The following is a 25,873-nucleotide window of genomic DNA, read 5'->3' as shown; positions in this document are numbered from 1 at the left end:
GCGGACTTGTCGTTGTGCAGACTTCGCGAAATGTCATCGAAAAGATTCTCCGCGGCGACCGTGCTCGTGGCCGTCACCCTCGTCGCCTCCGTGCTGACGGGCTGCGCGGCCTCGGGTAACCGGGTCGCGGGCAGCGACGACGCGGGCCCGCCGGTCGCCGGTGGGACCCTGCGTTTCGCCGTCCTCGACGCACCCGCCAACCTCGACCCGCATTCGGGCAGCTCGTATCCGGAGTCGCTCATCACGAGCAACATCACCGACAAATTGACCTACCAGAATCCCGAAACCGGGGCCATCGAACCGTGGCTGGCGAAATCCTGGGAGATCAACCCGGAACTGACCGAATTCACGTTCCGGCTCCGCGACGACGTCACCTTCACCGACGGTTCGAAATTCACCGCCGATTCGGTGAAAGAGAATTTCGACCTGCTCGGATTCGGTGACAAGGCGCTGGGCATCGTGCCGGTGACCGCGTACTGGGTCGGCTACACCAGCACCACGGTGCTCGACCCGAGCACGGTCAAGGTCGTCTTCAATCGACCGAATGCCGGTTTCCTCCAAGCGCTTTCGCTGTACTTCTCCGGCATCGTCGGTCATTCGACCCTGCAGCTGACCAAAGAGCAGCGAGCGTTGGCGCAGAATCTGGTGACCACCGGTCCGTTCGTCGTCGCCGAGCACGTCTACCAGCAGCGAACGGTGCTGAAGAAGCGTCCCGGATACAACTGGGCGCCCCCCAGCCGCAAACACAACGGCGAGGCCTATCTCGACGCCGTGGAGATCTCGGTGATTCCCGAGGCCGCGGTCCGCACCGGCGCGTTGCGCGCGGGTCAGGTCGACGCGATCCTCGACGTCAACAACACCGACGAGGCGCCGCTGAAAGCCGAAGGCTACCGGATCGTTTCGCAGCTGATTCCCGGGCGCGATATCTCCTTCGACCTCAAGACCGACCGGTTCCCGACCGATGACCGCGCCGTGCGGGAGGCCGTGAAGCTGGGCTGGAACCGCGACGCGCTTGCCAAGACAGTGCTCACGTCGAGCTACAAGGTCTCGAGCTCGGTGATCTCCTCGCGCGTGCCCGGCCACGTCGACTTCTCCGCGGAACTGAAGCAGGACCGGGCCAAGGCCGAACAGATTCTCGAGTCGGCGGGCTGGAAGAAGGGCGCCGACGGTATCCGGGTGGACGCGCAGGGCCGACGACTCGAACTGGCCCTGCTCGGCATCAACAACCTGGTCAACAACAAGCCCGCCTACGAGTTGATCCAGCAGGATCTGCGCAAGATCGGCATCGACCTGAAACTCGAGGTGCTGCCGATCCCGGACTACACCGCCGCCGCCACCCAGCAGAAACGCTGGAACATTCAGGTGGCCAATCAGAGTCGCGCCGATGTGGCGGTGCTCGAGCAGGTGTACTCGCCGCAGTACACCAACTCCTCGAAGCTGGCGCCGGAGAATCCGCTCTACCAGCAGGCGATCGACAAGCTCAGCGCGGTGAGCAAGACCCTCGACCCGGGCAAGCGCGCCGAGGCGGCCGAGGCGGCGCAGCGTTTCCTGCTCGTGGACCAGGTGCTCACGGTGCCGGTCTACAACCCGGCGCAGGTGACCGCGGCGTCCCCTCGGGTGCACGACGTGGGTTATGAAGCGCAGTCGCGCAACGTCTTCTACGACACCTGGATCGAGCCGAGGTAACCGATGTCGCGCTATGTGCTCGCCAAACTGGGGCAGGCGGTGTTCGTGGTGTGGGGCGCCTACACCCTCACCTTCGTGCTGCTGTTCGTGCTGCCCTACGACGCGGTCGACTTCCTGTTCGACCCGTCGCAGGGCGACTTGATCTCCGAGGAGGACAAACAGAACTCACGGGAGTACTTCGGCTTGGACCAGCAGCTGGTCGGGCAGTACACCCACCGGCTGTTCGCCGCGCTGACCGGTGATTTCGGGGTCTCGACCCGCACCGGTGAGCAGGTGTGGCCGCTGATCGTGTCGGTGCTGCCGCACACCGCCCTGCTGGCGGGTGCCGCGCTGGTCCTCGCCGTCGCGCTGGCCTTCGCCGTCGCCGCCACCGCGGGCTACACCCGCACCAAATGGATCGCCGACCTGGTCGCGACCCTGCCCGCGGCGGGGGTGTCGGTGCCGGTGTTCCTGGTGGGGCTCGCACTGCTGCAGGTGTTCTCGTTCCAGCTGGGCTGGTTCCCGCCGATCGGCAACGAAGGCTTCGGCGCGCTGGTGTTGCCCGCGGTGACGCTGGCGATTCCGGTGTCGGCGCCGATCGCGCAGTTGCTGATCAAGAACTTCGACGCCGAACTGCACGCCGGGTATGTCACGGTGTCGGTGGCCAAGGGCGCGACGCGGCTGTGGGTGTTGGTGCGGGAGGTGTTGAAGAACGCCGCCCTGCCCGCGCTCACCATCGCCGGCGTCACCTTCGGCAACCTGCTCGCCGGCGCGGTGATCGTCGAAACCGTCTTCTCCCGTGCGGGATTGGGCCGATTGACCGAAACGGCGGTGCGCACCCAGGACGTGCCGTTGGTGCAGGCGGTGGTGGTGTTCGCCGCACTGGTGTTCGTCACGGTGAACTTCCTCGTCGATCTCGTCTATCCGCTGGCGGATCCGCGGCTGCGGTCCCGTGTGCGAGCAAGGACCTCCGTATGACCGTCCTCGACAACGACATCCGTACCGCACCGACGGTTCCCGATCGCGTGCGCACCGCGACCGCGGTGCTCACCGCCGCGCCGGGGCTGACCCTGGCGTGGCTGGTGATCGCCACCGTGCTCGCCTGGGCGCTCGTCCCGTCCTGGTTCGCGAAATACTCACCCTTGGAAGGGGATTCGGACGCCAGTTTCAGCGCACCGAGTCTCGAGCACCTGTTCGGCACCGATCGCCTCGGCCGCGATCTGCTCGCCCGCACCATCTACGGCACCTCGACCACACTCACCGCGACCCTGCTCGCGGTGGCGCTGGGGTTCGTGATCGGATCGGCGATCGGTCTGCTCAGCGGGTTCCTCGGTGGCCGGGTCGACGCGGTGATCATGCGCTTCGTCGACGTACTACTGGCCATCCCGAGCCTGCTGCTGGCCATGACCGTGGTCACCGCGCTGGGCTACGGCACGGTGAACATCGCTGTTGCCGTAGGCATCTCGGCGGTGGCGGCGTTCGCGCGGGTGATGCGCTCGGAGGTGCTCAAGGTCGCGGGCACCGACTATGTCGAGGCCGCCTACGGCTCCGGGGCCGGTTTCGGACGGGTCGTGGTGCGGCACGTGCTGCCGAACTCGGTCTCGGCGGTGCTGTCGCTGGCCGCGCTCGAATGCGGCACGGCGGTGCTGGCCGTGGCGGCGCTGGGCTTCCTCGGCTACGGCGCACCGCCGCCGGACCCGGAATGGGGCCTCGCGGTCTCCGAGGGCAGGGACTTTCTGGCCACCTACCCGTGGATCTCGCTGCTGCCCGGCATCGTGATCGCCGTGGTCGTGCTGTCCACCAATCGAATCGGGCGAGCATTGGGAGAGAAGCGATGAGCGAGAAGGAAACTCTGCTGCGGATCGAGGACCTGTCCGTACGCTACCGCGCCCGCGGTGCGGACGCGCAGGCCGCGGTCGACGGTGTGTCGCTGACGGTGGGCCGGGGCGAATTCGTCTCGATCGTGGGCGAATCCGGGTCGGGCAAGAGCACCACCATCCACGCCGCGCTGCATCTGTTGCCCGCGTCGGCGCGGGTCGAGGCCACGGTGCTGGCATTGAACGGGCACGACACCGCGTCCTGGACCGACCGCAAACTCGCTCGATTGCGCGGCCCGTTCGTCGGTTTCGTGCCCCAGGACCCCGGCACCTCGCTGAACCCGGTCAAACGGGTCGGCACCCAGGTGCTCGAGGCCTTGCGACTGCACCGGCGCGTCGAATCCGGGCCGGGGCGCGAACTCGCGGTGGCGAAACTGGCCACGGCGGGATTGCGCGAGCCAGAACGGGTGTACCGGCAGTACCCGCACGAACTGTCCGGCGGTATGAAACAGCGGGTGCTCATCGCCATCGCGCTGGCCAACGACCCCGCGCTGCTGGTGGCCGACGAGCCGACCTCGGCCCTGGACGTCACCGTGCAGAAGGTGATCCTCGACCACCTCGCCCACTTGCGCGACACCCTCGGCCTCGGCGTTCTGCTGGTCACTCACGACCTGGGCGTGGCCGCCGAACGGTCCGACCGACTGATCGTGATGCAGCGCGGCCGCATCGTCGAGGAGGGCCCAGCCGGTCGCATCCTGGCCGACCCGCGACACGACTACACGCGCCGACTGGTCGCGGCGGCACCCACCCAGCGCAGCACCCGCCTGACGAGCACCGAACCCCGCCTCGAACCAGGTGACCAGTCCTCCGCCGGCGGTCCGACGCCGGTTCTCGGAGATTCGGCTTCGTCGACAGGGACCGGATCGTCGGCCGTGCGTGCGCGGTCGGCGCCGACAGCCATCGGTTCGTCGCCGGGGCGGGCGACGGCTGTGCCGAAGGCGACGGGGCCACTGCTCGAGGTCCGGGAACTGACCAAGACTTTCGCGCACGGTGGCGTGCGCGCGGTCGACAACGTCTCCCTTGCCGTCCGCGCGGGGACAACGCACGCGCTGGTGGGGGAATCGGGGGCGGGCAAGTCGTCCGTCGCTCGGATCGCGGCGGGGTTCACTTCCCCGGACTCCGGTCAGGTGTGGTTCGACGGTGCCCGCATCGACGGGCTCTCACGCGGGAAACTCCGTCCGATCCGTCGCGAGATCCAATTCGTCTATCAGAACCCGTATTCGTCGCTGGACCCGAAGTTCACCGTGGAGCAGATCATCGCCGAACCGCTCATCGCGCTCGGTCTGCTCCCGCGTGGGCCGCGACGCCGCGATCGGGTGCGTGAACTGCTCGACGAGGTAGCTCTGTCGCGAGAACATCTGGCGCGCAAGCCCGCCGAACTCTCGGGTGGACAGCGTCAACGCGTCGCCGTGGCCCGCGCGCTCGCCGCCGGACCGCGAGTCCTCGTCCTCGACGAGGCGGTCTCGGCCCTCGATGTCTCGGTGCAGGCGCAGATCCTGCGTCTGCTGGTCGATCTCCAGCACCAGCAGGGTCTGACGTACCTGTTCATCACCCACGACCTGGGTGTGGTGCGGCTGGTCGCCGACGAGGTGACAGTGATGCGCGCGGGTGCGGTGGTCGAATCCGGTTCTGTCACCAGTGTTTTCGAGAACCCCACCCAGGACTACACCCGACGGCTGCTCGACGCGGTACCGGTCGGTGCGGGCACGTCCGTCGCCGTCGATGCCGTGGTGGCGTGATCGGCGAAGCGCAGCTGCACAGAATCGCTCTGATCGTAAGGATTTCCTGGAATGTCGCTACTGCGGATGATGGGCGAATCCGGACGCCAACCGGTCGAAGCGAGGAATTCATGTACGACATTCGACGCCTTGTCCTGTTGCGCGATCTCGCCGAGCGAACCACCATGACCGCCGTATCGGAATTGCACGGGATCACCACCTCGGCGGTCTCGCAACAGTTGCGCATTCTCGAAGAGGAAGTGGGCGCGGTGCTCACCCGCCGTGAAGGTCGGGTGTTGCGCCTGACCCACGCGGGGCGGGTGCTGGTGGACTACACCTCGCGCATCATCACCGCGCTCGAGGAAGCCGAGAGCGCGGTGGCCGCCACCGCGGAGGCCATCACCGGTGTGCTCACCCTGGCCACCTTCCGCACCGCGCAGACCCGGCTCGCGCTGCCCGCCGCGGCGAGACTGATGAACGAGAACCCCGGCCTTCGGGTGCAGGTGGTCGACCTGATTCCGGTGGACGCGGTGCCCGCGGTCCGCCAGCAGGAGGTCGACATCGCGATCACCTATTCGTACTCGTTCCGGGCTCGGGATCTGCCGCTCGGGCTGTCCTCGGAGTACCTGTTCGACGATCCGCTCGTGCTGCTCGCCCCACCCGGCCTGCGGGAACGGGCCCGCCAGCAGGGCTTGTCCGCGGTGCGTGACGCCGACTGGATCGCCGCCCGCGACGGCGCGCCGTCGATCGTGTCGGTGATGTACGCCTGCCGCGAGGCCGGGTTCGCCCCGCGGATCGAGCACCGCAGCGGCACCTTCGCCGGGATGGCCGAGATCGTCGACCACGGGCTGGGCGTGGCGGTGGTACCGGAGATGTCGGTGCCACCGGAGTACCGGCACCTGGTCGCCTGCACCATCGCCAACGGGTCGCGCCAGGTCGGCGTGACCTACCGGCAAGCCTCCCTGGAACGGCCCGCTGTCGCCGCGGCCATTCGGATGCTGCGCACCATCGCCGCGCCCGAGCAGTTGGCGTCCTGATCGCGGTCGACGATCGAGAAAAACTGAACGAATCCGGTAGACCGGCTGTCTTGTTCGCTGGTATCGGAGGTTCCGATACTGGATTACGGATGCCGAACGTGAAAAGGGGGTCTCGTGGAATTGCCGAATATCCGGATCGAGGCCGCCGCCACGGCTCCGCCCTGTCGTCGTTGATTTCGACGATCCACTTCATCGCGCCCCGGTTCCCTTTCCGGTGAATTCCGGTGCGCCGCAAAGATCTGCGTTCGACCGCCGCCGAGCGGTCGTGACGCGACCAGGAGAGTGACACCCGCATGACCGCTGTGGCACCAGCACACACCGTGCACGGTCTCGACGAGGACGCGTTCGCCGACGCGCTCGCGCTGATCGCCGATCGCGCCGCCGAACACGACCGGGCGGGGGCCTTCCCGTTCGCCGCCTTCGAGGCGCTGCGCGCGATCGGCGCGCCCGCGCTCACGGTTCCGGTGGAATACGGCGGTCTCGGTGCGGGTCTCGCCGAGGCGGTCGAGGTGATCGAACGCGTCGGCGCCGCCGACCCGTCGGTCGGACTGATCCTGCAGTGGAACTACACCAACCATCTGAGCTTGCTCCGCGACGACAGTCCGTGGCCCGCCGACCTGAAGGAACTGGTGTTGCGCTCGGCCGCGACGGACGGCGCGCTGATCAACGGCCTCGCCGTCGAACGCGAACTGGGCAGCCTCTCCCGTGGCGGCATCCCGGCCACCACCGCCACCCGGCTGCCGTCGGGGGACTGGCGCATCGACGGTGAGAAGGCCTACGCCACCGGCATTTCCGGGCTGAGCTGGTTCACCGTCACCACCAGCACCGCCGAGCCGAGCCCGCGTGTGGCGACCTTCCTGCTCGACCGCACCGCCACCGACTGGCACGTCGAACCGACCTGGAATCACCTGGGCCTGCGCGCCTCCGACACCCAGTCGGTGGTCTTCGACGGCACGGTCGTGCCCGACGCCAGGCTCGTCGACCTGCGCGACACCCACGGCGGCACCGCCAAGATTCGCCGGGCCGGGCGCCAATCGCTGCCCCTGCTGTTGGCCGCGAACTACAACGGCGTCGCGATCGCCGCGCGGGACTGGCTGGTGCGCTACCTGCACACCAGAGTGCCCACCGCACTGGGTGATTCGCTGGCCACCGTGCCGCGTTTCCACGACCGTGTGGGTGAGATCGAAGCCTGGATCCAGACCAGCCGCGCACTGGTGCGCCAGGGCGTGGCGAGCCTGGCCGACGACGAGCACGGTCGCCTGCCCGCGCTGGCCAAACACGTCGCCACCTCCACCGCCATCCGGGTCACCGAGTCCGCGCTCGACCTGACCGGAAACCCCGGCCTCGACCGCCGGCATCCGCTCGAACGCCACCATCGCGATGCCATGGTCGGGCGAATCCATTTCCCGCAGAGCGATTTCGTGCTCGCCGATCTCGGTCGCGCCGCGCTGGCGGCGGGCCGTGCCGAGGAGGAACAGCCGTGACCCGACGACAGGTGCACCTCAACGTCAACATTCTCAACGCGGGAGTGTTCGGTGGTTCGTGGCGCTTCCCCGGCACCGACCCCGCCGCGAGTTTCACCCTCGACCACTACGTGCGCATCGCTCAGCGCGCCGAGGAAGCCAAGTTCGACGCGATCTTCCTCGCCGACGGGCCCGCCATCCGCGAGGACATCCGGTACCGGCCGTTCAACAGCCTCGAACCGACCGTGATCCTGGCCGCCCTCGCCGCGGCCACCGAGCGCGTCGGCTTCATCGCCACTCTGTCATCGAGCTACAACGACCCCTACGACGTCGCCCGCCGCTTCGCCTCGCTCGACCTGCTCAGCGGCGGTCGCACCGGCTGGAACGTGGTCACCACCGCCGGTGTCGACGCGGCGCGCAACTTCGGCTTCGACGCCGAACCGGCCCATGGCGCCCGCTACGAACGCGCCGCCGAATTCGTCGAGGTGGTGCGCGCGCTCTGGAACAGCTGGGAGCCCGACGCGCTGATCGGCGACAAGGCCACCCACCGCTTCGCCGACTACACGCGCATCCACGCCGTCGATCACCACGGCCCGCACTTCGACGTGGCCGGTCCGCTGAATGTTCCGCGCTCGCCGCAGGGCGAACCGGTGGTCGTGCAGGCCGGCGCGTCGAAAGACGGCCGGGCACTGGCCGCCCGAGTCGGCGAGGTGATCTTCACCGCCGCCCAGACCGCGGACGAGGCGGGGGAGTACTACCGCGACGTGAAGGCGCGTGCGGTCGGCTACGGGCGCAGGGCCGAGGACGTCCTGATCCTGCCCGGCCTGTCCACCGTGCTCGGTTCCACCGAAGCCGAAGCCGCCCAGCGCCGCGAACTGCTGGCCGAGCTCGTGCCGCCGGACTACGCGCTCGACCGGCTCGCCACCCAGCTCGGCGTCGACCGCGACGATCTCACCCTCGACGGCCCGCTCCCGTGGCACCTGCTGGCCGACCCCGACGAGGCGGGCGGGTCGCAGACCTTCTACAAGATCGCCCTCGGCCTCGCTCGGCGCGAGAACCTGACGGTGCGCCAGCTGCTGCGCCGACTCGGCGGCGGCGCGGGCCACCGCATCGTCACCGGCACACCGGAACAGGTCGCCGACGCGATCATCGAGTGGGTCGAGGCGGGCATCGCCGACGGCTTCAACCTGATGCCTGATGTCCTGCCTGGCGGCTTCGACGACTTCGTCGACGGTGTCGTGCCGATCCTGCGCGAGCGCGGCGTGTTCCGCACCGACTACGAGGCGACCACCCTGCGCGGTCACCTCGGCCTGCCCGTCCCCACCTACCGGGGCACCATCGCCGAAGGGGCTGCCTGATGGCACGCAGACTGCACTTCCTCGTCAACGTCGGCAGCGCCGGCTACCACCCGGCCGCGTGGCTCGAACCGACCCTGCCCGCCGACGCGTTCATCCAGCTCTCGCACTACCAGCGGGTCGCAGCGGTTGCCGAACGCGGCGGACTCGACGGCCTGCTGTTCCCCGACATCCCCGTGCAGCAGCCCGGCATCGCCCGAGCGCCCGCCGCCACACTCGATCCGATCCTGCTCAGCTCGGCGCTGGCCGTGACGACCGAGCGCATCGGGCTGATCCCCACCGCGACCACCTCGCTGAACCTGCCCTACAACCTGGCCCGGCGGATCCTCTCGCTCGACCACGTGAGCGGGGGCCGCGCGGGCTGGAATGTGGTCACCACGTTCGAACCGAACGCCGCCCGCAACTTCGGCATCGCCGAGCTGCCCGAGCGCGACGAACGGTACCGGCGTGCCGGCGAATACGTCTCGCTGACCGAGAAGCTCTGGGACAGTTGGGAATCCGACGCGCTGATCGGTGACCAGGAAGCCGGGGTCTTCGCCGATCCGGATCGGGTACACGCGGTGGACCACCGGGGCGAGTTCTACTCCGTCGCCGGACCACTGAACGTGCTGCGCTCTCCGCAGGGCCGCCCGGTTCTCGTGCAGGCCGGAGCGTCCCCGCAGGGCCGGGCCTTCGCGGCCGCCCATGCCGAGGCGATCTATACGACGCAGCTCAGCCTGTCGGCCGCGCGCAGCTTCTCGGCCGAGATCCGTTCGGCAGCGGCGGCTTCCGGCCGCGACGGCGACGCGATCCGGATCCTGCCGGGCCTGGTCCCGGTGATCGGGTCCACCGAAGCCGAGGCCCGCGCACGGTTCGACGAGTTGCAGGGGCGACTGCACCCCGACAGCGCTCCGGTGCGCCAGTTCGCCCGCTGGCTCGGCTATCCCGACGTCGAACTCGACCTCGACTCCCCGCTGCCGCACGAGCTCACCACGCTGCCCGCCGACCGGATCGGCCCGCAGGGCTTCTTCGCCTCCCTCACCGGCTACGCCCTCGAAACCGGCCACACCGTGCGGCAATTGCTCACCGAGTTCCTCGGCGGCCACCGCGTGGTGATCGGGACACCACAGACGGTCGCCGACCACATCGAGCTGTGGCACCGCAACGCGGGCATCGACGGATTCACCATCATCCCGGCTGTCCTGCCCGACTACCTCACCGACTTCGTCGACCAGGTCGTGCCCGAACTGCGCAAGCGCAGGCTCTTCCGTCGCGAATACGAACACACCACCCTGCGCGGTCACCTCGGCCTGTCCGAACCCGCGAACTCCTTTGCCCGCGAAACTGTTTCCACAACCTGAAAGTGACAACCCACTCCATGACACTGCGACACCTCGGCCGCACCGGCGTACTGGTGAGCCCACTCACGCTGGGCGCCATGAACTTCGGTGCCTGGGCCAACCCCGACCACGACGACGCGGCGACGATCATCCACCGCGCCCTGGACGCGGGCATCAACGTCGTCGACACCGCCGACGTGTACTCCCAGGGCGAGAACGAACAGATCGTCGGCAAAGCCCTGCGTGGCCGCCGCGACGACGTGGTCCTCGCCAGCAAGTTCCACGGCCAGATCGGCACCGACCCGAACAGTCGCGGCAACTCCCGGCGCTGGATCATCCGCGCCGTCGAGGACTCGCTGCGCCGCCTCGGCACCGACCACCTCGACCTCTACCAGGTGCACCGCCCCGACCCGGACGTCCCGCTGGAGGAGACGCTGCGCGCGCTGGACGATCTGGTGCGCGCGGGCAAGATCCGCTACTACGGCACCACGACGTTCGAACCGCATCAGCTGGTCGAGGCGCAATGGGTGGCTCAGGACCGCAACCTGGCGCGCCCGGTCACCGAGCAGCCGCCGTACTCGATCCTGGCTCGCGGCGCCGAACGCGCCACCCTGCCGATCGCCGAACGGCACGGCCTGGGCGTACTCACCTGGAGTCCGCTCGCGGGCGGCTGGCTCTCCGGCCGCTACCGGGCGGGGGAGACCGCGGCCGAGTCGAGCAGGCTCGCCCGGCAGCCGCACCGGCACGACCCCGAACTGGTCGCCAACCAGCGCAAGCGCGCCGCCGCCGAGGAATTGGCGAAACTCGCCGACGAAGCGGGCCTGTCGCTGGTGCATCTGTCGTTGGCGTTCGTACTGCAGCATCCGGCCGTCAGCACCGTCATCATCGGGCCGCGCACCCTGGCCCACCTCGAGACCCAGCTCGGCGCCGTCGATGTGCGGCTGAGCACCGAGGTGCTCGACCGCATCGACGAGATCGTCGCACCCGGAACCACACTCAGCCCCGCCGACGAGGGCTACCTGCCGCCCTCGCTCACCGACGCGGCCGTCCGCCGCCGCACCACGATCGGAGCCACCCGATGAGCCTGTCAGACCTGCGCCTGCTCGGCCGTACCGGAGTTCGGGTGAGCCCGTATGTGCTCGGCACCATGAACTTCGGTTCCCGTGGCGGCACCACCCACGAAGAATCCATCGCACTGATCCATCGGGCGCTGGACGCCGGAATCAACGCCGTCGACACCGCCGACACCTATTCGCGCGGCGAATCCGAGATCATCGTCGGCAAGGCGCTGCGCGGTCGGCGCGACGAGGTGATCCTGGCCAGCAAGTTCCACAACGCCGTCGATGACGACCCCACCCACCGGGGCAACTCCCGGCGCTGGATCGCTCGCGCCGTCGAGGATTCCCTGCGTCGCCTCGACACCGACCACCTCGACCTCTACCAGGTGCACCGCCCCGAATCGGTGACCGCGCTCGAGGACACCGTCGCCGCTCTCGACGACCTGGTCCGCGCGGGCAAGATCCGCTACTACGGCACCTCGGTCTTCTCGCCCGGCGAACTGGTCGAAGCGCAGTGGATCGCCGACCGGACCAAGGCCAATCGCTCTGCGGCCGAACAGGTTCCGTATTCACCGCTGATTCGCGGCATCGAACGCGAGACCCTGCCGATCGCGCGCAAATACGGACTCGGCGTCATCACCTACGGCCCGCTCGCCGCGGGGTGGCTCTCCGGTGAGTACCGCCTGGGCGCACCCCAGCCGAGTTCGCATCGGGCCGAACTGATCCCGGGCCGATTCGACATCGACGCACCGACCAACGCGGACAAACTCGCCGCCGCCGACGCGCTCGCCGTGCTCGCCGAGGAATCGGGCCTCACCCTGATCCAGCTCGCGATCGGTTTCGTACTCGCGCACCGCGATGTCACCGCCGCCATCATCGGCCCACGGACCGACGAGCACCTCGACGCGTACCTGGGTGCGGTCGACGTCGTCCTGAGCGAGGAGATCCTCGACCGCATCGATGAGATCGTCCCGCCCGGCACGATCTTCGCCGACCGTGACACCGGCAAGATCCCCGACGCGCTGGCCGACCCCGCCCTGCGTAGACGCGCCGCCTGACCCGTCGGTGATCGCTGAGGGAGACGTCATCCCCTCTTCCTCAGCGATCTCCGGGTTCGGCAGCCACTTCGGTTGATCGTTCGCCGCCCGGCACACGGGATCGCCGTCGCGGATCGAGGCCGTGGACAAGCGCACCGAGCGGCCGGTCACGCCGAGGTCGGCGCCGCGTTCGTGAAGGCCGGTTCCCAGCCCAGTTCGGGAGCGATCAGGTGCACGGTGTCGTGCAGGATCTGCTCGTAGTTCTCGCGATGGAATTCGTAGGGCAGTTCCAGGCGCAGCTCAGAGGTCTGCGCGAGCACCGGGTCGGCTCGCAGCTGTTCCAGGATCTGCTCCGCGGTCCCGACGATGTCGGGCGCGAACAGAATTCGGCGTTCACCCTGCGGGCCGAGAGTGCGCTCGTGGCGGCTCGCGGCGTAGGTGCGGTAGCGCTCGCGGGTCGCGTGGTCGGCGCTGTCGAACGGCACGATCACGCGTCCGACCGCCACACGGGCGGGTCGAGCCGGGTCGATCAGGCGGCGATAGTCGGCGATCAGGGTCAACTGGGAGGTCGTGAAATCGTCACTGGCGTCGCCGAAAACGACGTTGCCGCTGAGCAGATTCAGTCCGTTCGCCGCGGTCCAGTGCACGGATCGGATGCTCCCGCCGCCGTACCACACACGATCGGCCAGGCCGGGGCTGTGCGGCTGAAGGCGGGGACGCTGGGTGTTGCCCGGCGACTGGATGACGGTGTCGGCGTCGCCGAGGTAGTCACCGCGCAGGTTCTCGAGCAGGCGGGCGACGCGGCCGTAGGACAGGTCGAAGCTGCGCCAGTCGCCGTCGAAGACCAGGTCGCCGATGAGATCGGCGTGCGGTGGGGTGCCCGCGCTGAAACCGGGCTGCAGTCGGCCCTTGGACAGCACATCGGCCAGCGACAGGTCCTCGGCGAGCCGGAACGGGCTCTCGTAGCCGATCGGAATGACCGCGGCGCCCAACTCCACTCGGCTCGTGCGCTGGGCGGCGGCGGCCAGGAAGACCGCCGCCGAACCCACGCCGTGCTCGAGGTGACGCTGGCGGATCCAGGCACCGTCGAACCCGAGGCGCTCCCCGAATTCGAACAGTTGCAGCGTGTCCTCCAACCCGGTGTACGGGTCGTCGTCGAGGTAATTGCCCGGCGTCAGGAACGCCAAGGTGCTGATGCGCGGTGCGCTCATGCCTGACGCTCGTAGGGGATCTTCTCTCCTGCCTCGACCGCGATCGGGAGCCGGTTCTCGGCGGGCGGCAGCGGGCAGGTCGCCAGATCGGTGTAGGCGCACGGCAGGTTGACCGCTCGATTGAAGTCGAGCACGACCGTGCCGTCGGCCGCCGGGGTGGATACCTGCACGATGCGATTGGCGGCGTAGGTGGTGACTCCGGAGGTGGTGTCGGTGAACAGCACCGACAGGTCGCCGGGATTCCTGCCGGGGAACGCGGTCAGCCGCAACGGCTGACCGTCGATGTCGAACTCGACCTGCCCCGGTGCCTCGTAGACGTGCTCGAGCCCTTCCACCGAGGCGCCGACCGTGGTCGGTCGCGGCTGCTCGAATCGAACGTAGCGACCCGTCACCACCCACTTCGGGTCCGGTGCGTACGCGGGCGTGCCACGAAAGTCGGTGCGCAACTGGTTGTTCGGGTGCCGAGGGCGCACGATGTCGTTGCCGCCACGGCGGGCGACCTCGATCACCGCGTCACCCCACACAGCGTTCACCCCGTCGCGCTCGGCGATCGGACCGAACGCGTAACGGCCGTGCACCGGCGTCCCGTCGACCACCAGTTCCTCGCCTTCGTCGAGGACCACGACCACACCATCGACACCGGTGGACCAGGCGCCCGGCGCATCGGTGAACCGCTCCGGGGTCTCGGTGAGCCAGTGCAGGTTCGTGATGGCCAGGAATCCGTGCCGGTCGGACAGGCGCGCCTCCTGCTGACGGTGCCATTGCTGCCAGTCGGCGGTGAAATCGTCTACCTCGGCGACCGGGGTTTCCTGTGTAGCCATGCCATCGATCCAACCCGACACCACCGCCGTCGAACAGATTTGTGCTCACCCCGAACACAAGACATTCGAGTAGTCCGATACTCGTTCCGATCAATCAGAGGACTGCCGAGAATCGGGTGGACGGATCTGAACGCGATAGGAGTTCGCGATGCGGTTGATCGGGCTGGGACGGCATGTGGCGCTCGCGCTGTGCACGCTCGCGCTAACAGTGTCCACGCTGCTTTTCCTTGCCTGCGCCGACGACAACCCCGGTCCTGCCGAGGCACCGTTGCGCACCACCTCTGCCCCCACGGTGACGCCGGGCACGACACCACCGCAGGGGTCGATGGACCTGCCTGAACTGTCTGGATCGCCATCGCAGGGTCCACCCGACGATTCAGGCTGGCCCGAACCGTCCTCGTTGCAGATGCAGACCCGCTCTACGGGGGCGCGACCCACGTCGGCCGGTCCCTTTCCCCTCGGCCCGACCACCACGCCTCCGCTCACTCGAACGGAGCTGTCATCGAACCCCACCGTCCCGATGCCACCGTCATGACCTCTGGTCCCTCGCCACCGCCGGTGCCCACCACCGCGACGACCCCACAGACGACCGACCCGTCCTCGACCGTGGCGATCGACAAGTGGTTGGGCATCGTCGCGAACATCCTCGCCCCCATCACCGTGATCACCGGCCTCTGCTTCTACTTCGGACTGGTGGCCGCGCGCAAGTACTACGGGTATTTCGGGGTCGATGCCAACGCGCTCGGGCTCACGTCCGCCGACTATGTGATGCGCAGCGTGAGTGTGCTGTATCCGCTGATCGTGGCCTTGCTCGCGCTGTACTGGGTCTCGGTATGGGTACGTGAATACGCCGACCGCGCGATCCATGGCGGCCGACACCCCCGCGTCGTCCGCTGCTGCGCGTGGGGTTGCGTGGCACTCGGGATCGCGCTGACCGCTCGCGGCATCTTGGGAGTCACCGCGCCGGGACTGGTGCTCGTCGACTTCGTCGGTTTCACCCCGGGTGCGCTCGGAATCGGTGCCTGCCTACTGATCGTCGGCGGCTGGGCTGTGAGACAGGTGCGATCACTGTCGTCCCCCAGGCCCTCGACGTCCGTGCGACGTGCCAGTCAGGTAGCCGCAGGCGCCACGGTGATCCTGGCGTTGTTCTGGCTGACCAACATCTTCGCGACCGACCACGGCCTGCACGCGGCGAAAGACACCGCGGCCGGGCTCTGGCGCCGCGAGACCGTTGTCGTCCTCGACACCTTCGAACGCTTATACGCGCCCCCCGAATTCCTCAGGGAGACAATGCTTCCGGTCGTCGCGGGACAGAGGTTCCACTATCGGTACGAGTGTTTCCGCACGCTGGAGGTACGCCCGGATCGCGTTGTGCTCGTGCCGGTCAAATGGTCACCGGAGAACGGTTACAGCCTCATCGTCAGGTTCGACGACTCTTCGCGAATCACCTCCACCCGCTACCGGGCTCTCGCAACGGCCGACTACGCGAATTACGACAGGTGGAAGTGCCCGGAGATCGAGCAATGACCTCGATATCGGGCACTTTCTCGCTCACCTCGGACTCCGGCGCGACCGCAGACCGAATTACCGGGCAGCCACGACCACCTTCATCTCATCGAATCCACGCCTCGACCGGTGATCGCCCCGGTGGTTTCCAGGATGGTCGCGGCGACCAGGTGTGGGTCATCGACCATCGGGACATGACCGACACCCGGCAGGATCCGGTAGTGCGCGGCCGGTAGGCGTTGCCGGGCGACGGGGCCGTAGATCGCGGCAGGCAGAATTCGATCGTGTTCGGACCAGGCGAGCGTGATCGGGCAGGGGAGTGGGTCGAGCGGGGCGATCTGTTCGTCGGTGCTCAACAGGTCCGCGGTCACCGTGCACTCGAGCAGATCGCGGACGATGTCGAGGGCGGCTGTGGAGGTGGCGCGGTCGCCGTGAATGGCGATGTCGCGCAGTACGATCCGCCGGACCAGCGATGAACGCAGCCCCAGGGGCGCCAGCGGTCGTCCCAGCTTCGCGAGTGTCAGTCCGCCCGCGATCTTGGCGGTCGAATCGGAATGAGTCGTACTGCCCGAGTCCCAGAACCCGGCCGGGGACAAGGCGCAGACGGTGACAGCACGGCCGCGGCGCGCCAGTTCGATGGCCATCCAGCCGCCCAGGGAGTTGCCGGCGATGTGGACCTGGCCGAGGCCCCTGGCATCGAGGTCGCGTTCGACGTTGTCCACGAGGTGGGCGCACCGCGCCGGGCGCAGGACCGCGGGCGGCCCGCCGCGATGGCCGAGCGCGGTGGGGCTGATGATCTCGTGATGTGGGGTCAGCAGCGGAACTACCTCGGTCCAGGCGCGTTCGGACATCGTGACGCCGTGCAGGAGTAGTAGTGGGATGTTGCTGGGCATGGTCGTCCTTCGGATCGGTGAAGAGGCAGCGCACGTGGTCAGCTGACGAAGGCTGCGTGAGATCTCAGTATTCGGCGGTGGGCCAGGAGGCCGCGTCGGTGTTGCGTGACACCCGCCGTAGCAGAGCCACGAGGGTCTGTTGCTCCTGCTCGTCGAGTCCCTCCAGCAGCCGACGGTCCCGTTCGACGCGGCTGGGCAGTTCGGCATCGACGAGTTCGCGTCCGGCCGCGGTCAGTTGGAGCAGCACCACTCGGCCGTCCCGTTCGAACGGCAGTCGTTCGAGCAGGCCGATCTTCGCCAGCCGGTCGGCGTGTTTGGTCGTCGCCGCGCCGCTGGTCATGGTTCGCGAGGTCACTTCACTGGCGCGCAGTGGGCGCCCGGCGCGGGCGAGGACGCACAGAATCTCGAAGTCGCCGCGGGTGACGCCCCTCGGTGCGAGCGCCCGATCGAGCTGGTGCAGCGCCAGCGAGCTGATCCGGTTGATGCGCCCGAGTACCTCGATCGTCGAGGTGTCCATCGCGGGATAGGTCCGGGCCCATTCGGCTCGGACGCCGTCGACGAAGTCGGGGGAGGTGTCGCCCATGCGCTCATCCTAGGCGACCGGGTTCACATTATTTCAGATATGTTTTACAAGTAAAATAGATTTAGGATGGAGCCGTGCCTACCGCGACTCCCGACCTGCAGACCTCGACCGCGGTCACGCCGACTCGGCTGCGGCACTCCGGTGGCGCGCTGGCACACTCGGTCGCCGTCTCCACGTGGCGGCGGGCGCTCGAGGTGCGGCCCGCCGACGCGACCGTGGCGGCCTCGATGCGCGTCGGCGCCGCCGCCGCGCTGGTGTTCGTCGGCTGTGGTCTCCTCGACCTGCGCCAGTACGCCGGCTTCGCGGTACTCGGCGCGCTGGCGTCGGCCTTCGCGCGGCACGAGCCGATGGTTCGGGTCGCGGCCAAGGTGAGTCTCGTCGGCGGGCTGCTTGTCGCTTTCGTCGCAGGTGGAGGGCTGCTCGCCCTCGCACACCTGCCGATCCGGTCCGAGGTCGCGCTGATGTCCGGCGGTGCCGCCGTCGCGGCCATATCGGTGTCGGCCTTCCGGATCACCGGCCCCGGCCCGGTGATTCTCGTCTTCGCGGCCACCGCTGCCGTCGGTTATGTGACCACGATCGGCGATCTAGGCCGGGTGTGCCTCGCTGCGGCGATCGGTGCCACGGTGGGATTGCTGGCGCAAGCGGCCCCGCTGCTGGTGTTGCCGCTCGGCCCGGCCCGACTGGCTGTGGCGCGAGCGCTCTCGGCCGTGGCCGCGCTCGATCGCGGCGGGTCTGTCGAACCGGCCCGCGTCGCGATCGCGCAGGCGCGGGAGAAGGTGGCGCTCAGCGGCGTTCGCGGAAATGACTCGGGACACCACCGTGAGCTGATCGCGCTGCTCGACGAGGCGGAAACCGCGCTCGACGAGTGGGCGGCGGGGGACCCGGCACGGGTGTTCGAGGTGGCACGTCACGAGGCCGAACTGCGCAAGATCAAGCGTCGCAGCGCGATCTTCGGCAACGGCGCGCCGGTCGAGGTGTCCGCGCTGCCGCGGCCGGAGGGGTTCGTGGCAACGGGTCTGTCCGGACTGCGCTCGCGCGTGGTTCTCGGCAACGCGGCGCGAATCGCCCTCGCCTCGGCCGGCGCGGGGTGGTTCGCCGCGGCGGCCGGTCTCGACCATCCGCTGTGGGCGTCGATGGGTGCGATGGCCGCCATGCAGGGCGTCTCGTACGCGCTGACCGTGCAACGGGCGATCCAGCGTCTGCTCGGCAACGTCGGCGGCGCGGTCATCGGGGCGCTGCTGATCGCGGCCGGTCTCGGGTACTGGCCGACGGTGGTCATGATCGTGGTTCTGCAGGTGACCGCCGAACTGGCGGCCACCCGGAACTACGCACTCACCTCGCTGTCGGTGACGCCGATGGCGTTGCTCATGGTCGGCCTCGGAGCGCACCTCTCGCCCGAGATCGGCATCAGCCGGATCGTGGACACACTGATCGGCGTCACGGTGGGCGTCGTCGTGGCGGCCGTGACCATCAGTCGCACCGACCGACAGCACCTGCCGGCATCCTCGGTCGCGTGAGTCGCAGAGGTCGGCCCGGTGGTTTTCCGCGGTCGACGAGGTGCGCTGGCGTAAACCTCGAACGTAGGCTCATAATGATCATGGTTTTTATTCTCGTCTGCTGTGTTGAGTGCGTGATTCATTCCACGACCGGGCGGAGGATTACCACGATGACCGTTTCAGCGAGTACCCAGGACCGAGCGAATCTCTTCGACGAACTCGACCACGCGATCAGTGACATCGCCGCCGGACGGGCGGTGATCGTGGTCGACGACGAGCACCGCGAGAACGAGGGCGACCTGATCATGGCCGCCGAACTGGCTACCCCCGAGACGCTCGGGTTCTTCATTCGCTACACCGGTGGGGTGGTGTGCGCGCCGATGTCGGTCGAGCGGGCCGAGCTGTTGGGGCTGCCGTTGATGACCGCGGCGAATCAGGACTGCAAACAGACGGCGTTCACCGTGACCGTCGACGCGGTGGCGGGTGTGGTGTCGGGCATTTGCGCGGCCGATCGGGCCGCGACCCTGCGCGCACTGGCCGACCCCGCCACCCGGGCCGAAGACCTGCAACGGCCGGGGCACGTGTTCCCGTTGCGAGCGCACCCGCGGGGACTCGCGGCGCGCCAAGGCCACACCGAAGCGGGCGTGGAATTGATGCGACTGGCGGGGCTGTCACCGGTGGCGGCGATCAGCGAGGTCTGTCACGACGACGGTGCGGTGATGCGGCTGCCCGCACTGCGTGCCTTCGCCGATCTGCATGGGCTGAAGCTGATTTCGATCGAACAACTCATCGCCCGCGGCTGTCGTCGAGACAACGGCGCCCGACCGGCATGAGCGATCGCGTCGAAGCCGTCCTGTTCGACCTGGACGGAACGCTGGCCGCCACCATGCAACCCTGGGACCGCTGCTGGGCCGACTACGCTGCCGATCACGGTCACACCTGGACCGACGCGGACCGCCACCGCACGCACGGCCACGGCGACTGGGCTCGCTACCTTGCCCGGGTGTGCGGTATCGACGCGGTCGATCGGGTCGTCACCGACTGCGTAGAGGCGATGGTCGGCCAGGTCGAGGCCGGTCGTATCGAGTTGCTGCCCGGGGTGGACGTACTGCTGGCCACGGCCACGAGCCGGGTGGCGACCGGTGTTGTGTCGGCCTCTCCACGGCGGTTCGTCGCGGCGGCCCTCGACCATTTCGGGCTGCGCCGGTCCCTGCGGGTCGTGGTCGCTCGAGAGGATCAGGTGCATACCAAGCCTCACCCGCAACCTTGGTTGCACGCCGCCGCGCTACTGGCAGTCGAACCGAACGCCTGTGTGGCAGTGGAGGATTCAGTGGCCGGGGTTCGGTCCGCGCATGCCGCCGGGATGCGGGTGCTCGCGATTCCGAGTTGGGCGCCCACATTGTCGCCGAGCGTTGCCGCGCTGGCCGAGCATCTCGCCCCCGATGCCGACCACGCCCAGCGGTGGCTGAACAGCATTTTCACCGAACCGGCCCGCACAATCGCCCGCTGACGCGACCCTGGTCCCCGACGTCGTCAACGGGAGCGTTGGGTGTGTCCGTACACCGAATTGTCCCGAGCCGAAGATCAGCACGCCGGGTCTCGGCTACTTCGTGGTCGCCTAGAAGGTGGCAGTGGTGTTGATGCGTAGTGCGGTGACGAACTTGCGATAGAGCTCGTCGCGTTCCAGCAGTTCGTGGTGTGTTCCTCGATTGCGTACGTGACCGTGGTCGAAGACGATGATCTGGTCGGCGTCGATGACGGTGGACAGTCGGTGGGCGATGGTGATGACGGCGCCGTTGCCGGCGATAGCGCTGATCGCGGCTTGGATCGCGGCCTCGGTGACACCGTCGAGTTGCGCGGTTGCCTCGTCGAGCAGCAGCAGTTCGGGCGGTCGCACGAGTGCCCTGGCGACGGCGAGACGTTGGCGTTCGCCGCCGGAGAGGCTGGTGGCGGCGACCTGGGTGTCCAGCCCTTCGGACAAGCTCTTGATCTTCTCCGACAGGCCGACGGCGTCCAGAGCCTGCCAGGCGTCCTCGTCGTCTGCGTCGTCGAAGCGGAACAGCACGTTGTCGCGGACGCTGCCGGGAACGATCGGCGTCTCCTGCTCGACATAGGAGATGCGGGAACGGACCTCATCGATGCTGAGGCTGCTATAGGGCACCCCGTCGAGTTCGATGGACCCGGATCGGGGGTCGATGAACCGCAGCAGAAGCGAGAATATCGTGGTCTTTCCCGCTCCTGAAGGTCCGACCAGTGCGATGTGTCCGGTGCGGGGGATCTCCAGGCTCACCCTGTTCAGGGCTGCGGTTTCGGCGTCCTCGTAACCCGCGGTCACCTCGCGGAGAACCACGCGGGGCGGGTCGGTCGGCTCCGACGGTGCCGACGTCGAGACGGGCGGCTTGGCAGTGAGGTCCTCCATTGTCAGGTGCTGGGTCTGTTGGATGCGGGCAGCCGCGGCCAGGCCGGTTTGCAGCTGGGTGAACGCCATGGTCAGGCTGGAGATGGGTTCGATGATGTTGAACGCGTACAGCAGGAACGCCACCAGGGTGGACACCGTCAGCTCGCCCAGGCTGACCCGCCATGCTCCGATACCGAGGATCGCGATAATGGCCAGTTGGATGCCGCCGCCCGCGATCGTCCAGGCGGTCGCGGTGATCCAGACCGACCGGATCGCGTGCTGGGCCGAGGTGGTCGCCTTCTGCTCGGCGCGCTGGATCTCGCGTGTCTCGGCCCGCGAGGACTTCACCGTGCGCAGCGCGCGCAGGCCGCCTTCCAGGGTCCCGCCGAGTTCGCCGATCGCGTCTTGGGAGCGCTTGTCGGCCTCACCGATCTTCGGCATGAGCACCGCCAGCAACACCGCCACCCCGACAATCGCGGTCAGGGTCGTCGCCAGCAGCGGAAGGTCGAGAACTGCCATGAGCACGACCGTCCCGACCAGGCCGACGACGCCGTTGACGACCTGGACCACACTCGTGGTCAATGCTTCACGCAGCAGCACCGTGTCGCTGGTGACCCGGGTAACCAACTCGCCGGCTGTGAAGCGCTGGATCTGTTCCAACTTGGCGCGGAAGAACCGTTCGATCAGCGATTTCCGCGCGTCGAGCACGACATGCTCGGCCAGCCGCCCCAGCACGACGTTCTGCGCGAATCCCGCCAGCGAGCCGATCACCAGCAGCCCGAGGAGCAGACAGACGGGCTGCACCAGGTCGGCATCGGTCCCGAGGGTATCGAGCACCCCCTTGGTGACCAGCGGTGTAGCCAGCGTGACACCGGTCGCCGTCAAGCCGAGCAGAACACCGACCACGAGCGTGGAGCGGTGCGGCCTCGCGTACGACCACAGAATGCGCAGCCGCTCGCGACTGTCAGCACGTGAACCAGCCATGCCAACAGTGAACACCACTGTCCGGCGAGGGCGGTTACGTCCGCGTCGAACGCTGTCCGAAGGCGTTCGCCACCGAGGAGCGTACTGACGGGAACGGTTGTCGAATGATCGTCGTTCGCTAGGTCGGCTGAGCCTTCACCGTCTCCTCGCGAGCCGACTGATAGTTCGGAATACGCACGGCGGCTGAGTGATTCGGGTCGTCGGCGGCCAGGAACTCGGACAGGACCGGGTGGACATCCGGGCGATGCGTATCCGAGGGGGTGCCGGTCTCGATGACCTGCCCGCCGTCGACCATGACGATCCGGTCGGCGCGGTCGAGGTGGCTGCGTAGATCGTGGCTGATCACCAGCACCGCCGCGCCGGTTCGGTGCCGGTAGCGGTCGAGGTGTTCGAGGATCCGTCGGGCCAGCGGCGCATCGAGCGCGGTGGTGATCTCGTCGCACACCAGGACCTCGGGTTCGGCGCCGAGTGCTCTCGCGAGGGCGGCGCGTTGAAGCTGGCCACCCGACAATCCGGCGGGGTATCGCAGTGCTTGCTGTGCGTCGATATCCAGGTCCCGCAACAGTATTCGCGCCTGCTCGCGGGCAGCGGCACGGTCGACTCCGCGCAGCCGGACAGCGGTGGCCGCGACCTGGTCGAGAACCGTGCGCCGGGGGTCGAACGAGGGTGCCGACTCCTGCCATACGTATTGCACCGCGGCGATGTGTGCGCGGCTGCGCCGACGGAGCGGCCCCAGCGGCACGCCGCCGAGCACGACTCGGCCGCTGTCCGGAGTGACCAGCCCGGCGATAGTGCGCCCGATTGTCGACTTGCCCGCCCCGGACACACCGATCATCGCGACCATCTCGCCGCGATGCAGATCGAGATCGACATTCTGCAGAACGCGCGAACGTCGCTGGGAGACGGTGATATCGCGCAGTCGCAGAATCGGTGGTGAATCCGGAGACGCACGTCGTTCGGGCGATGCGGCCGACGGGACCGGTTGCCCGCTGCCGTGGAGCCGACCCGCGCGCACGAACAGGGTCAGGTCGCTGACTCGGTCGACGGCGACAGTGTCGTGAGTGACGAGCACGACCGCCTTGTTCGTGCTTCGCAGCCTCTCCAGTCCGGTGAGCAGGGCGGACCGTCCGAGCGGATCCAAGCCGACGGTCGGTTCATCCACCACGAGCACATCAGGATCCGACATCAACACCTGCGCGAGCGCGAGCCGAGCGCGTTCGCCACCGGAGAACTGGAACGGATACTTGCCGAGCAGAGGGCCGAGGGCGTCGTCGGACACCTCGAACGCCGCGGCCGCCAGGATGTCGGCGATGTGGCGGCGCAGGGTGACTCGGTCGGTGCGCGGCAACCCGAGCTGACGTCGGCGCAGTCGCGCCAGTTCGGCGAGGGCGGTACCGATCCTGCGTGCGGGGTTCAGGGTGGACGCCGCGTGCTGGGGAAGGTAGCCGATCCGGACACTGTCGCGCTGACCTCGGTACCGAATGCTGCCCGCGACAACGTTTCCCGCGACGGCGACGCCCGCGATCGCGGTAGCGATGGTGGTCTTGCCCGCGCCGGACGGACCGAACAGGGTGACGATCTCGCCGGCGTGCACGTCGAGGTTCACCTCGTCGACGAGAACCGTATGGCCCGCGGTGACCTGAAGCCCACGTACCGCGATGAGCGGCTCAGACATCGCGGGTGGTCCGATGTGCGGCGCGGGTGCGTGGGTCGGCGAGCAAGTCGTCGGCGAGCAGATTGACTCCGACGATGAGCGCCACGATCAACAGCGCCGGAAGTGCCACCGACCACGGTGCGATGGTCAGTGCGTCCTTGTTCGCCGCTACCGACACGGCCCAGTCGGTGGAGGTGGTGTCGAAGCCGAGACCGAGGAAGTTGGCCGAGGCGAGGAAATACACGGCCGCGGTGAATCGCAGCGCCAGATCGGCCGCGATCGGCCGAGACATCGCGACGATCGCGTATTTGCCGTATCGGAAGGCGCGGCTCTCGCCCTGCATGCGCAAGGCGTCCATGACCGGACTGCGAACTGTCCCTCTGGCCGTCATGCGGACGAAGCGCGCGATCGGCGCGACGAGCACGAACCCGATCGCGCACGCGATCGCGACGGCGGAGCCACGGGTCCGCAAGGCGGCGACCATGATGATGAGCAACGAGGGCAGACACAGCAGCACATCCATCGGGCGCATCAACAGTTCGTCCACCCACGCGCGGGGCGCGGCGGCCGCCGCGACACCGATCATCGACCCGACGAGATAGGCGATCGCGACGGTGAGAGCGGCGACGACGAGGAAGGTCCGTCCGCCGCTGAGGGCCGCGGCCAGCACGTCGCGCCCGAGCCGGTCGGTGCCGAACGGTGACCACTGCGACGGCCCGAACGGCGCTTGGCGATGCTGCGGCGCCCCCGCGGCGAGGAACGGTCCCGCGGCCGCGACGAGCACCGGCACCGCGACGAGGACGCTGAAGATCCAGCGGCGCGGGGTCATCGGCCCACACCTTCGGCCGACACCGGCACCATGCGTTGCCCGGCGATGTCGATCAGGGTGTTGATGACGATCGCGACCACCCCGGTGATCGCGACGATCGCGAGGATGACCGGGGCGTCCCGGTTGCCGATGGCGCCGATGAGTGCCGAGGCGACGCCGGGTACCACGAACACGGCCTCCACGATGAGCACGCCGGACAGCAATCCGTCCCCGGTGCGCCCGAGCTCCTGCATCGCCGGTGCGAGCGCGTTCGGCGCTACATGGCGCGCCAGCAGCGACATCCGGCCGACGCCGAGCCGACGGGCCTGCGCGATGTAGGGCTGATCCATCACATCGATGACACCGGCACGGACCAGCCGCACCAGGGGAGCGGCGACGCGCGCGACCATGACTATCAGCGGCAGCACCAGGTATTCCGGCCGGTCGAGCAGGGTGTCGAGGTCGGTCCCGAGGAAGGTGGCAGGCAGCAGGTCGAGATCGATGGCGACGTAGCTGACGAGCAACACCGCCAGTACGAAGTCCGGAACCGAATCGAACCCGATACTGATCGCGCTGACGATCCGATCACACCACGATCCCGGCGCCGACCCGGCGGCGAAACCCGCTGTCACCGCGAGGGGGACCAACAGCGCCGATGCCAGCACAGCCATCAGCGCGGTCGTCAGGAACGGGTCGGCGATCACCTCGCCGACCGGGTGTCCGTTGGCGTAGGACACGCCGAAGTCACCGGTCACGGCGCCGGCGAGCCAGTCCAGGAACCGCTGGACCGGTGCGACATCGAGGCCGAGCAGGTGCCTGGCCGCCGCGCGTTGCTCGTCGCCGAGAACATCGTTGCTCTGCACATCGGCGGCGTCGCCGGGCAACAGCAGCGACAACACGAACACCAGAACGAGCAGCACACCGAGCTGCCCGACGCCGATGACGGCGCGGCGCACCAGGAATCGGGTGAACGGTGTCGAAACGCGCACG

The 25,873-nt window shown here is 68.3% G+C and carries 22 protein-coding genes; 14 read left to right on the top strand and 8 right to left on the bottom strand.

The genetic code is table 11. The features are described 5' to 3' along the window. Window positions 1–30 precede the first annotated feature (30 nt). From QX204_RS17610 to QX204_RS17565, 10 genes are all read left to right on the top strand, one after another. Window positions 31–1,686 carry an ABC transporter substrate-binding protein gene (locus QX204_RS17610; protein WP_301900823.1) on the top strand — a complete coding sequence of 552 codons (1,656 nt, stop codon included), beginning with the start codon at window positions 31–33 and terminating at the stop codon, window positions 1,684–1,686. 3 nt (window positions 1,687–1,689) lie between these two features. Beyond that, entirely contained in the window at window positions 1,690–2,643 is a 954-nt protein-coding gene (locus QX204_RS17605; protein WP_301900822.1) for an ABC transporter permease, read from the top strand. Then, window positions 2,640–3,503, top strand: coding sequence for an ABC transporter permease (locus QX204_RS17600; protein WP_301900821.1), 864 nt, complete (start codon window positions 2,640–2,642; stop codon window positions 3,501–3,503). The genes QX204_RS17605 and QX204_RS17600 overlap by 4 nt, the downstream gene beginning before the upstream one ends. Beyond that, window positions 3,500–5,281 carry a dipeptide ABC transporter ATP-binding protein gene (locus QX204_RS17595; protein ID WP_301900820.1) on the top strand — a complete coding sequence of 594 codons (1,782 nt, stop codon included), beginning with the start codon at window positions 3,500–3,502 and terminating at the stop codon, window positions 5,279–5,281. The genes QX204_RS17600 and QX204_RS17595 overlap by 4 nt, the downstream gene beginning before the upstream one ends. A gap of 110 nt (window positions 5,282–5,391) precedes the next feature. Beyond that, a complete protein-coding gene (locus tag QX204_RS17590) occupies window positions 5,392–6,297 on the top strand; it encodes a LysR family transcriptional regulator (protein WP_301900819.1) in 906 nt (301 codons plus the stop codon). A 293-nt stretch (window positions 6,298–6,590) separates the two neighbouring features. Next, complete coding sequence (locus QX204_RS17585; RefSeq protein WP_301900818.1) at window positions 6,591–7,781, top strand: acyl-CoA dehydrogenase family protein; 1,191 nt, start codon at window positions 6,591–6,593, stop codon at window positions 7,779–7,781. After that, complete coding sequence (locus QX204_RS17580) at window positions 7,778–9,118, top strand: LLM class flavin-dependent oxidoreductase (RefSeq protein WP_301900817.1); 1,341 nt, start codon at window positions 7,778–7,780, stop codon at window positions 9,116–9,118. The genes QX204_RS17585 and QX204_RS17580 overlap by 4 nt, the downstream gene beginning before the upstream one ends. Beyond that, window positions 9,118–10,455 carry an NtaA/DmoA family FMN-dependent monooxygenase gene (locus QX204_RS17575; protein WP_301900816.1) on the top strand — a complete coding sequence of 446 codons (1,338 nt, stop codon included), beginning with the start codon at window positions 9,118–9,120 and terminating at the stop codon, window positions 10,453–10,455. Before QX204_RS17580 ends, QX204_RS17575 begins: the two co-directional genes overlap by 1 nt. 17 nt (window positions 10,456–10,472) lie before the next feature. Continuing rightward, window positions 10,473–11,516: an aldo/keto reductase gene (locus QX204_RS17570; RefSeq protein WP_301900815.1), complete on the top strand. Its 1,044-nt coding sequence runs from the start codon at window positions 10,473–10,475 to the stop codon at window positions 11,514–11,516. Then, window positions 11,513–12,550, top strand: coding sequence for an aldo/keto reductase (locus QX204_RS17565; protein WP_301900814.1), 1,038 nt, complete (start codon window positions 11,513–11,515; stop codon window positions 12,548–12,550). The genes QX204_RS17570 and QX204_RS17565 overlap by 4 nt, the downstream gene beginning before the upstream one ends. 146 nt (window positions 12,551–12,696) lie before the next feature. Here the strand turns inward: QX204_RS17565 and QX204_RS17560 are convergent, their stop codons facing one another. Both QX204_RS17560 and QX204_RS17555 read right to left on the bottom strand, forming a co-directional pair. Continuing rightward, window positions 12,697–13,740, bottom strand: coding sequence for an LLM class flavin-dependent oxidoreductase (locus QX204_RS17560; RefSeq protein WP_301900813.1), 1,044 nt, complete (start codon window positions 13,738–13,740; stop codon window positions 12,697–12,699). Beyond that, window positions 13,737–14,561 (bottom strand): DUF1684 domain-containing protein, encoded by an 825-nt coding sequence (locus QX204_RS17555; protein ID WP_301900812.1) that lies wholly within the window; start codon window positions 14,559–14,561, stop codon window positions 13,737–13,739. Before QX204_RS17555 ends, QX204_RS17560 begins: the two co-directional genes overlap by 4 nt. 531 nt (window positions 14,562–15,092) lie before the next feature. Here QX204_RS17555 and QX204_RS17550 point away from each other — a divergent pair. Next, window positions 15,093–16,088 (top strand): hypothetical protein, encoded by a 996-nt coding sequence (locus QX204_RS17550; protein ID WP_301900811.1) that lies wholly within the window; start codon window positions 15,093–15,095, stop codon window positions 16,086–16,088. An 80-nt stretch (window positions 16,089–16,168) separates the two neighbouring features. On the opposite strand, the gene QX204_RS17545 is transcribed toward QX204_RS17550, so the two are convergent. Further along, window positions 16,169–16,960, bottom strand: a complete 792-nt coding sequence (locus tag QX204_RS17545; RefSeq protein ID WP_301900810.1) for an alpha/beta fold hydrolase — start codon at window positions 16,958–16,960, stop codon at window positions 16,169–16,171. Window positions 16,961–17,024: 64 nt separating this feature from the next. Continuing rightward, on the bottom strand, window positions 17,025–17,543 hold the full coding sequence (locus QX204_RS17540; RefSeq protein WP_301900809.1) for a MarR family winged helix-turn-helix transcriptional regulator: 519 nt from the start codon (window positions 17,541–17,543) through the stop codon (window positions 17,025–17,027). Between the two features lie 74 nt (window positions 17,544–17,617). On the opposite strand from QX204_RS17540, the gene QX204_RS17535 reads away from it, so the two are divergent. The 3 genes from QX204_RS17535 (at window position 17,618) to QX204_RS17525 (ending at window position 20,549) form a co-directional block, all read left to right on the top strand. Continuing rightward, on the top strand, window positions 17,618–19,060 hold the full coding sequence (locus tag QX204_RS17535; protein WP_301900808.1) for an FUSC family protein: 1,443 nt from the start codon (window positions 17,618–17,620) through the stop codon (window positions 19,058–19,060). 149 nt (window positions 19,061–19,209) lie between these two features. Then, window positions 19,210–19,872, top strand: coding sequence for a 3,4-dihydroxy-2-butanone-4-phosphate synthase (ribB, locus tag QX204_RS17530; RefSeq protein WP_301900807.1), 663 nt, complete (start codon window positions 19,210–19,212; stop codon window positions 19,870–19,872). After that, window positions 19,869–20,549 carry an HAD family hydrolase gene (locus QX204_RS17525; protein ID WP_301900806.1) on the top strand — a complete coding sequence of 227 codons (681 nt, stop codon included), beginning with the start codon at window positions 19,869–19,871 and terminating at the stop codon, window positions 20,547–20,549. Before ribB ends, QX204_RS17525 begins: the two co-directional genes overlap by 4 nt. Before the next feature lie 108 nt (window positions 20,550–20,657). Here QX204_RS17525 and QX204_RS17520 read toward each other — a convergent pair whose 3' ends face one another. The 4 genes from QX204_RS17520 to QX204_RS17505 all read right to left on the bottom strand — a co-directional run bounded on the left by QX204_RS17520 (window position 20,658) and on the right by QX204_RS17505 (window position 25,872). Then, window positions 20,658–22,421 carry an ABC transporter ATP-binding protein gene (locus QX204_RS17520; protein WP_301900805.1) on the bottom strand — a complete coding sequence of 588 codons (1,764 nt, stop codon included), beginning with the start codon at window positions 22,419–22,421 and terminating at the stop codon, window positions 20,658–20,660. Window positions 22,422–22,539: 118 nt separating this feature from the next. Then, window positions 22,540–24,096 carry an ABC transporter ATP-binding protein gene (locus QX204_RS17515; protein WP_301900804.1) on the bottom strand — a complete coding sequence of 519 codons (1,557 nt, stop codon included), beginning with the start codon at window positions 24,094–24,096 and terminating at the stop codon, window positions 22,540–22,542. Next, a complete protein-coding gene (locus tag QX204_RS17510; protein WP_301900803.1) occupies window positions 24,089–24,904 on the bottom strand; it encodes an ABC transporter permease in 816 nt (271 codons plus the stop codon). Before QX204_RS17510 ends, QX204_RS17515 begins: the two co-directional genes overlap by 8 nt. Next, the gene (locus QX204_RS17505) at window positions 24,901–25,872 is read right to left on the bottom strand and encodes an ABC transporter permease (RefSeq protein ID WP_301900802.1); all 972 of its coding nucleotides are present in this window, start codon (window positions 25,870–25,872) and stop codon (window positions 24,901–24,903) included. The genes QX204_RS17510 and QX204_RS17505 overlap by 4 nt, the downstream gene beginning before the upstream one ends. Window position 25,873: the final 1 nt, after the last annotated feature.

The sequence above is a fragment of the Nocardia sp. PE-7 genome, assembly GCF_030486425.1.
GTDB lineage: Bacteria > Actinomycetota > Actinomycetes > Mycobacteriales > Mycobacteriaceae > Nocardia > Nocardia salmonicida_A.
Note: the sequence above shows the minus strand (reverse complement) of the source record. Positions and strands in the feature narration are given on the sequence as shown.

Bases quoted from the DNA above. Each gene is read 5' to 3' on its own strand.
- QX204_RS17610 (WP_301900823.1), top strand. From the start codon at position 31: ATGTCATCGAAAAGATTCTCCGCGGCGACCGTGCTCGTGGCCGTCACC.
- QX204_RS17605 (WP_301900822.1), top strand. From the start codon at position 1,690: ATGTCGCGCTATGTGCTCGCCAAACTGGGGCAGGCGGTGTTCGTGGTG.
- QX204_RS17600 (WP_301900821.1), top strand. From the start codon at position 2,640: ATGACCGTCCTCGACAACGACATCCGTACCGCACCGACGGTTCCCGAT.
- QX204_RS17595 (WP_301900820.1), top strand. From the start codon at position 3,500: ATGAGCGAGAAGGAAACTCTGCTGCGGATCGAGGACCTGTCCGTACGC.
- QX204_RS17590 (WP_301900819.1), top strand. From the start codon at position 5,392: ATGTACGACATTCGACGCCTTGTCCTGTTGCGCGATCTCGCCGAGCGA.
- QX204_RS17585 (WP_301900818.1), top strand. From the start codon at position 6,591: ATGACCGCTGTGGCACCAGCACACACCGTGCACGGTCTCGACGAGGAC.
- QX204_RS17575 (WP_301900816.1), top strand. From the start codon at position 9,118: ATGGCACGCAGACTGCACTTCCTCGTCAACGTCGGCAGCGCCGGCTAC.
- QX204_RS17570 (WP_301900815.1), top strand. From the start codon at position 10,473: ATGACACTGCGACACCTCGGCCGCACCGGCGTACTGGTGAGCCCACTC.
- QX204_RS17565 (WP_301900814.1), top strand. From the start codon at position 11,513: ATGAGCCTGTCAGACCTGCGCCTGCTCGGCCGTACCGGAGTTCGGGTG.
- QX204_RS17560 (WP_301900813.1), bottom strand. From the start codon at position 13,740: ATGAGCGCACCGCGCATCAGCACCTTGGCGTTCCTGACGCCGGGCAAT.
- QX204_RS17555 (WP_301900812.1), bottom strand. From the start codon at position 14,561: ATGGCTACACAGGAAACCCCGGTCGCCGAGGTAGACGATTTCACCGCC.
- QX204_RS17550 (WP_301900811.1), top strand. From the start codon at position 15,093: ATGACCTCTGGTCCCTCGCCACCGCCGGTGCCCACCACCGCGACGACC.
- QX204_RS17545 (WP_301900810.1), bottom strand. From the start codon at position 16,960: ATGCCCAGCAACATCCCACTACTACTCCTGCACGGCGTCACGATGTCC.
- QX204_RS17540 (WP_301900809.1), bottom strand. From the start codon at position 17,543: ATGGGCGACACCTCCCCCGACTTCGTCGACGGCGTCCGAGCCGAATGG.
- ribB (WP_301900807.1), top strand. From the start codon at position 19,210: ATGACCGTTTCAGCGAGTACCCAGGACCGAGCGAATCTCTTCGACGAA.
- QX204_RS17525 (WP_301900806.1), top strand. From the start codon at position 19,869: ATGAGCGATCGCGTCGAAGCCGTCCTGTTCGACCTGGACGGAACGCTG.
- QX204_RS17520 (WP_301900805.1), bottom strand. From the start codon at position 22,421: ATGGCTGGTTCACGTGCTGACAGTCGCGAGCGGCTGCGCATTCTGTGG.
- QX204_RS17515 (WP_301900804.1), bottom strand. From the start codon at position 24,096: ATGTCTGAGCCGCTCATCGCGGTACGTGGGCTTCAGGTCACCGCGGGC.
- QX204_RS17510 (WP_301900803.1), bottom strand. From the start codon at position 24,904: ATGACCCCGCGCCGCTGGATCTTCAGCGTCCTCGTCGCGGTGCCGGTG.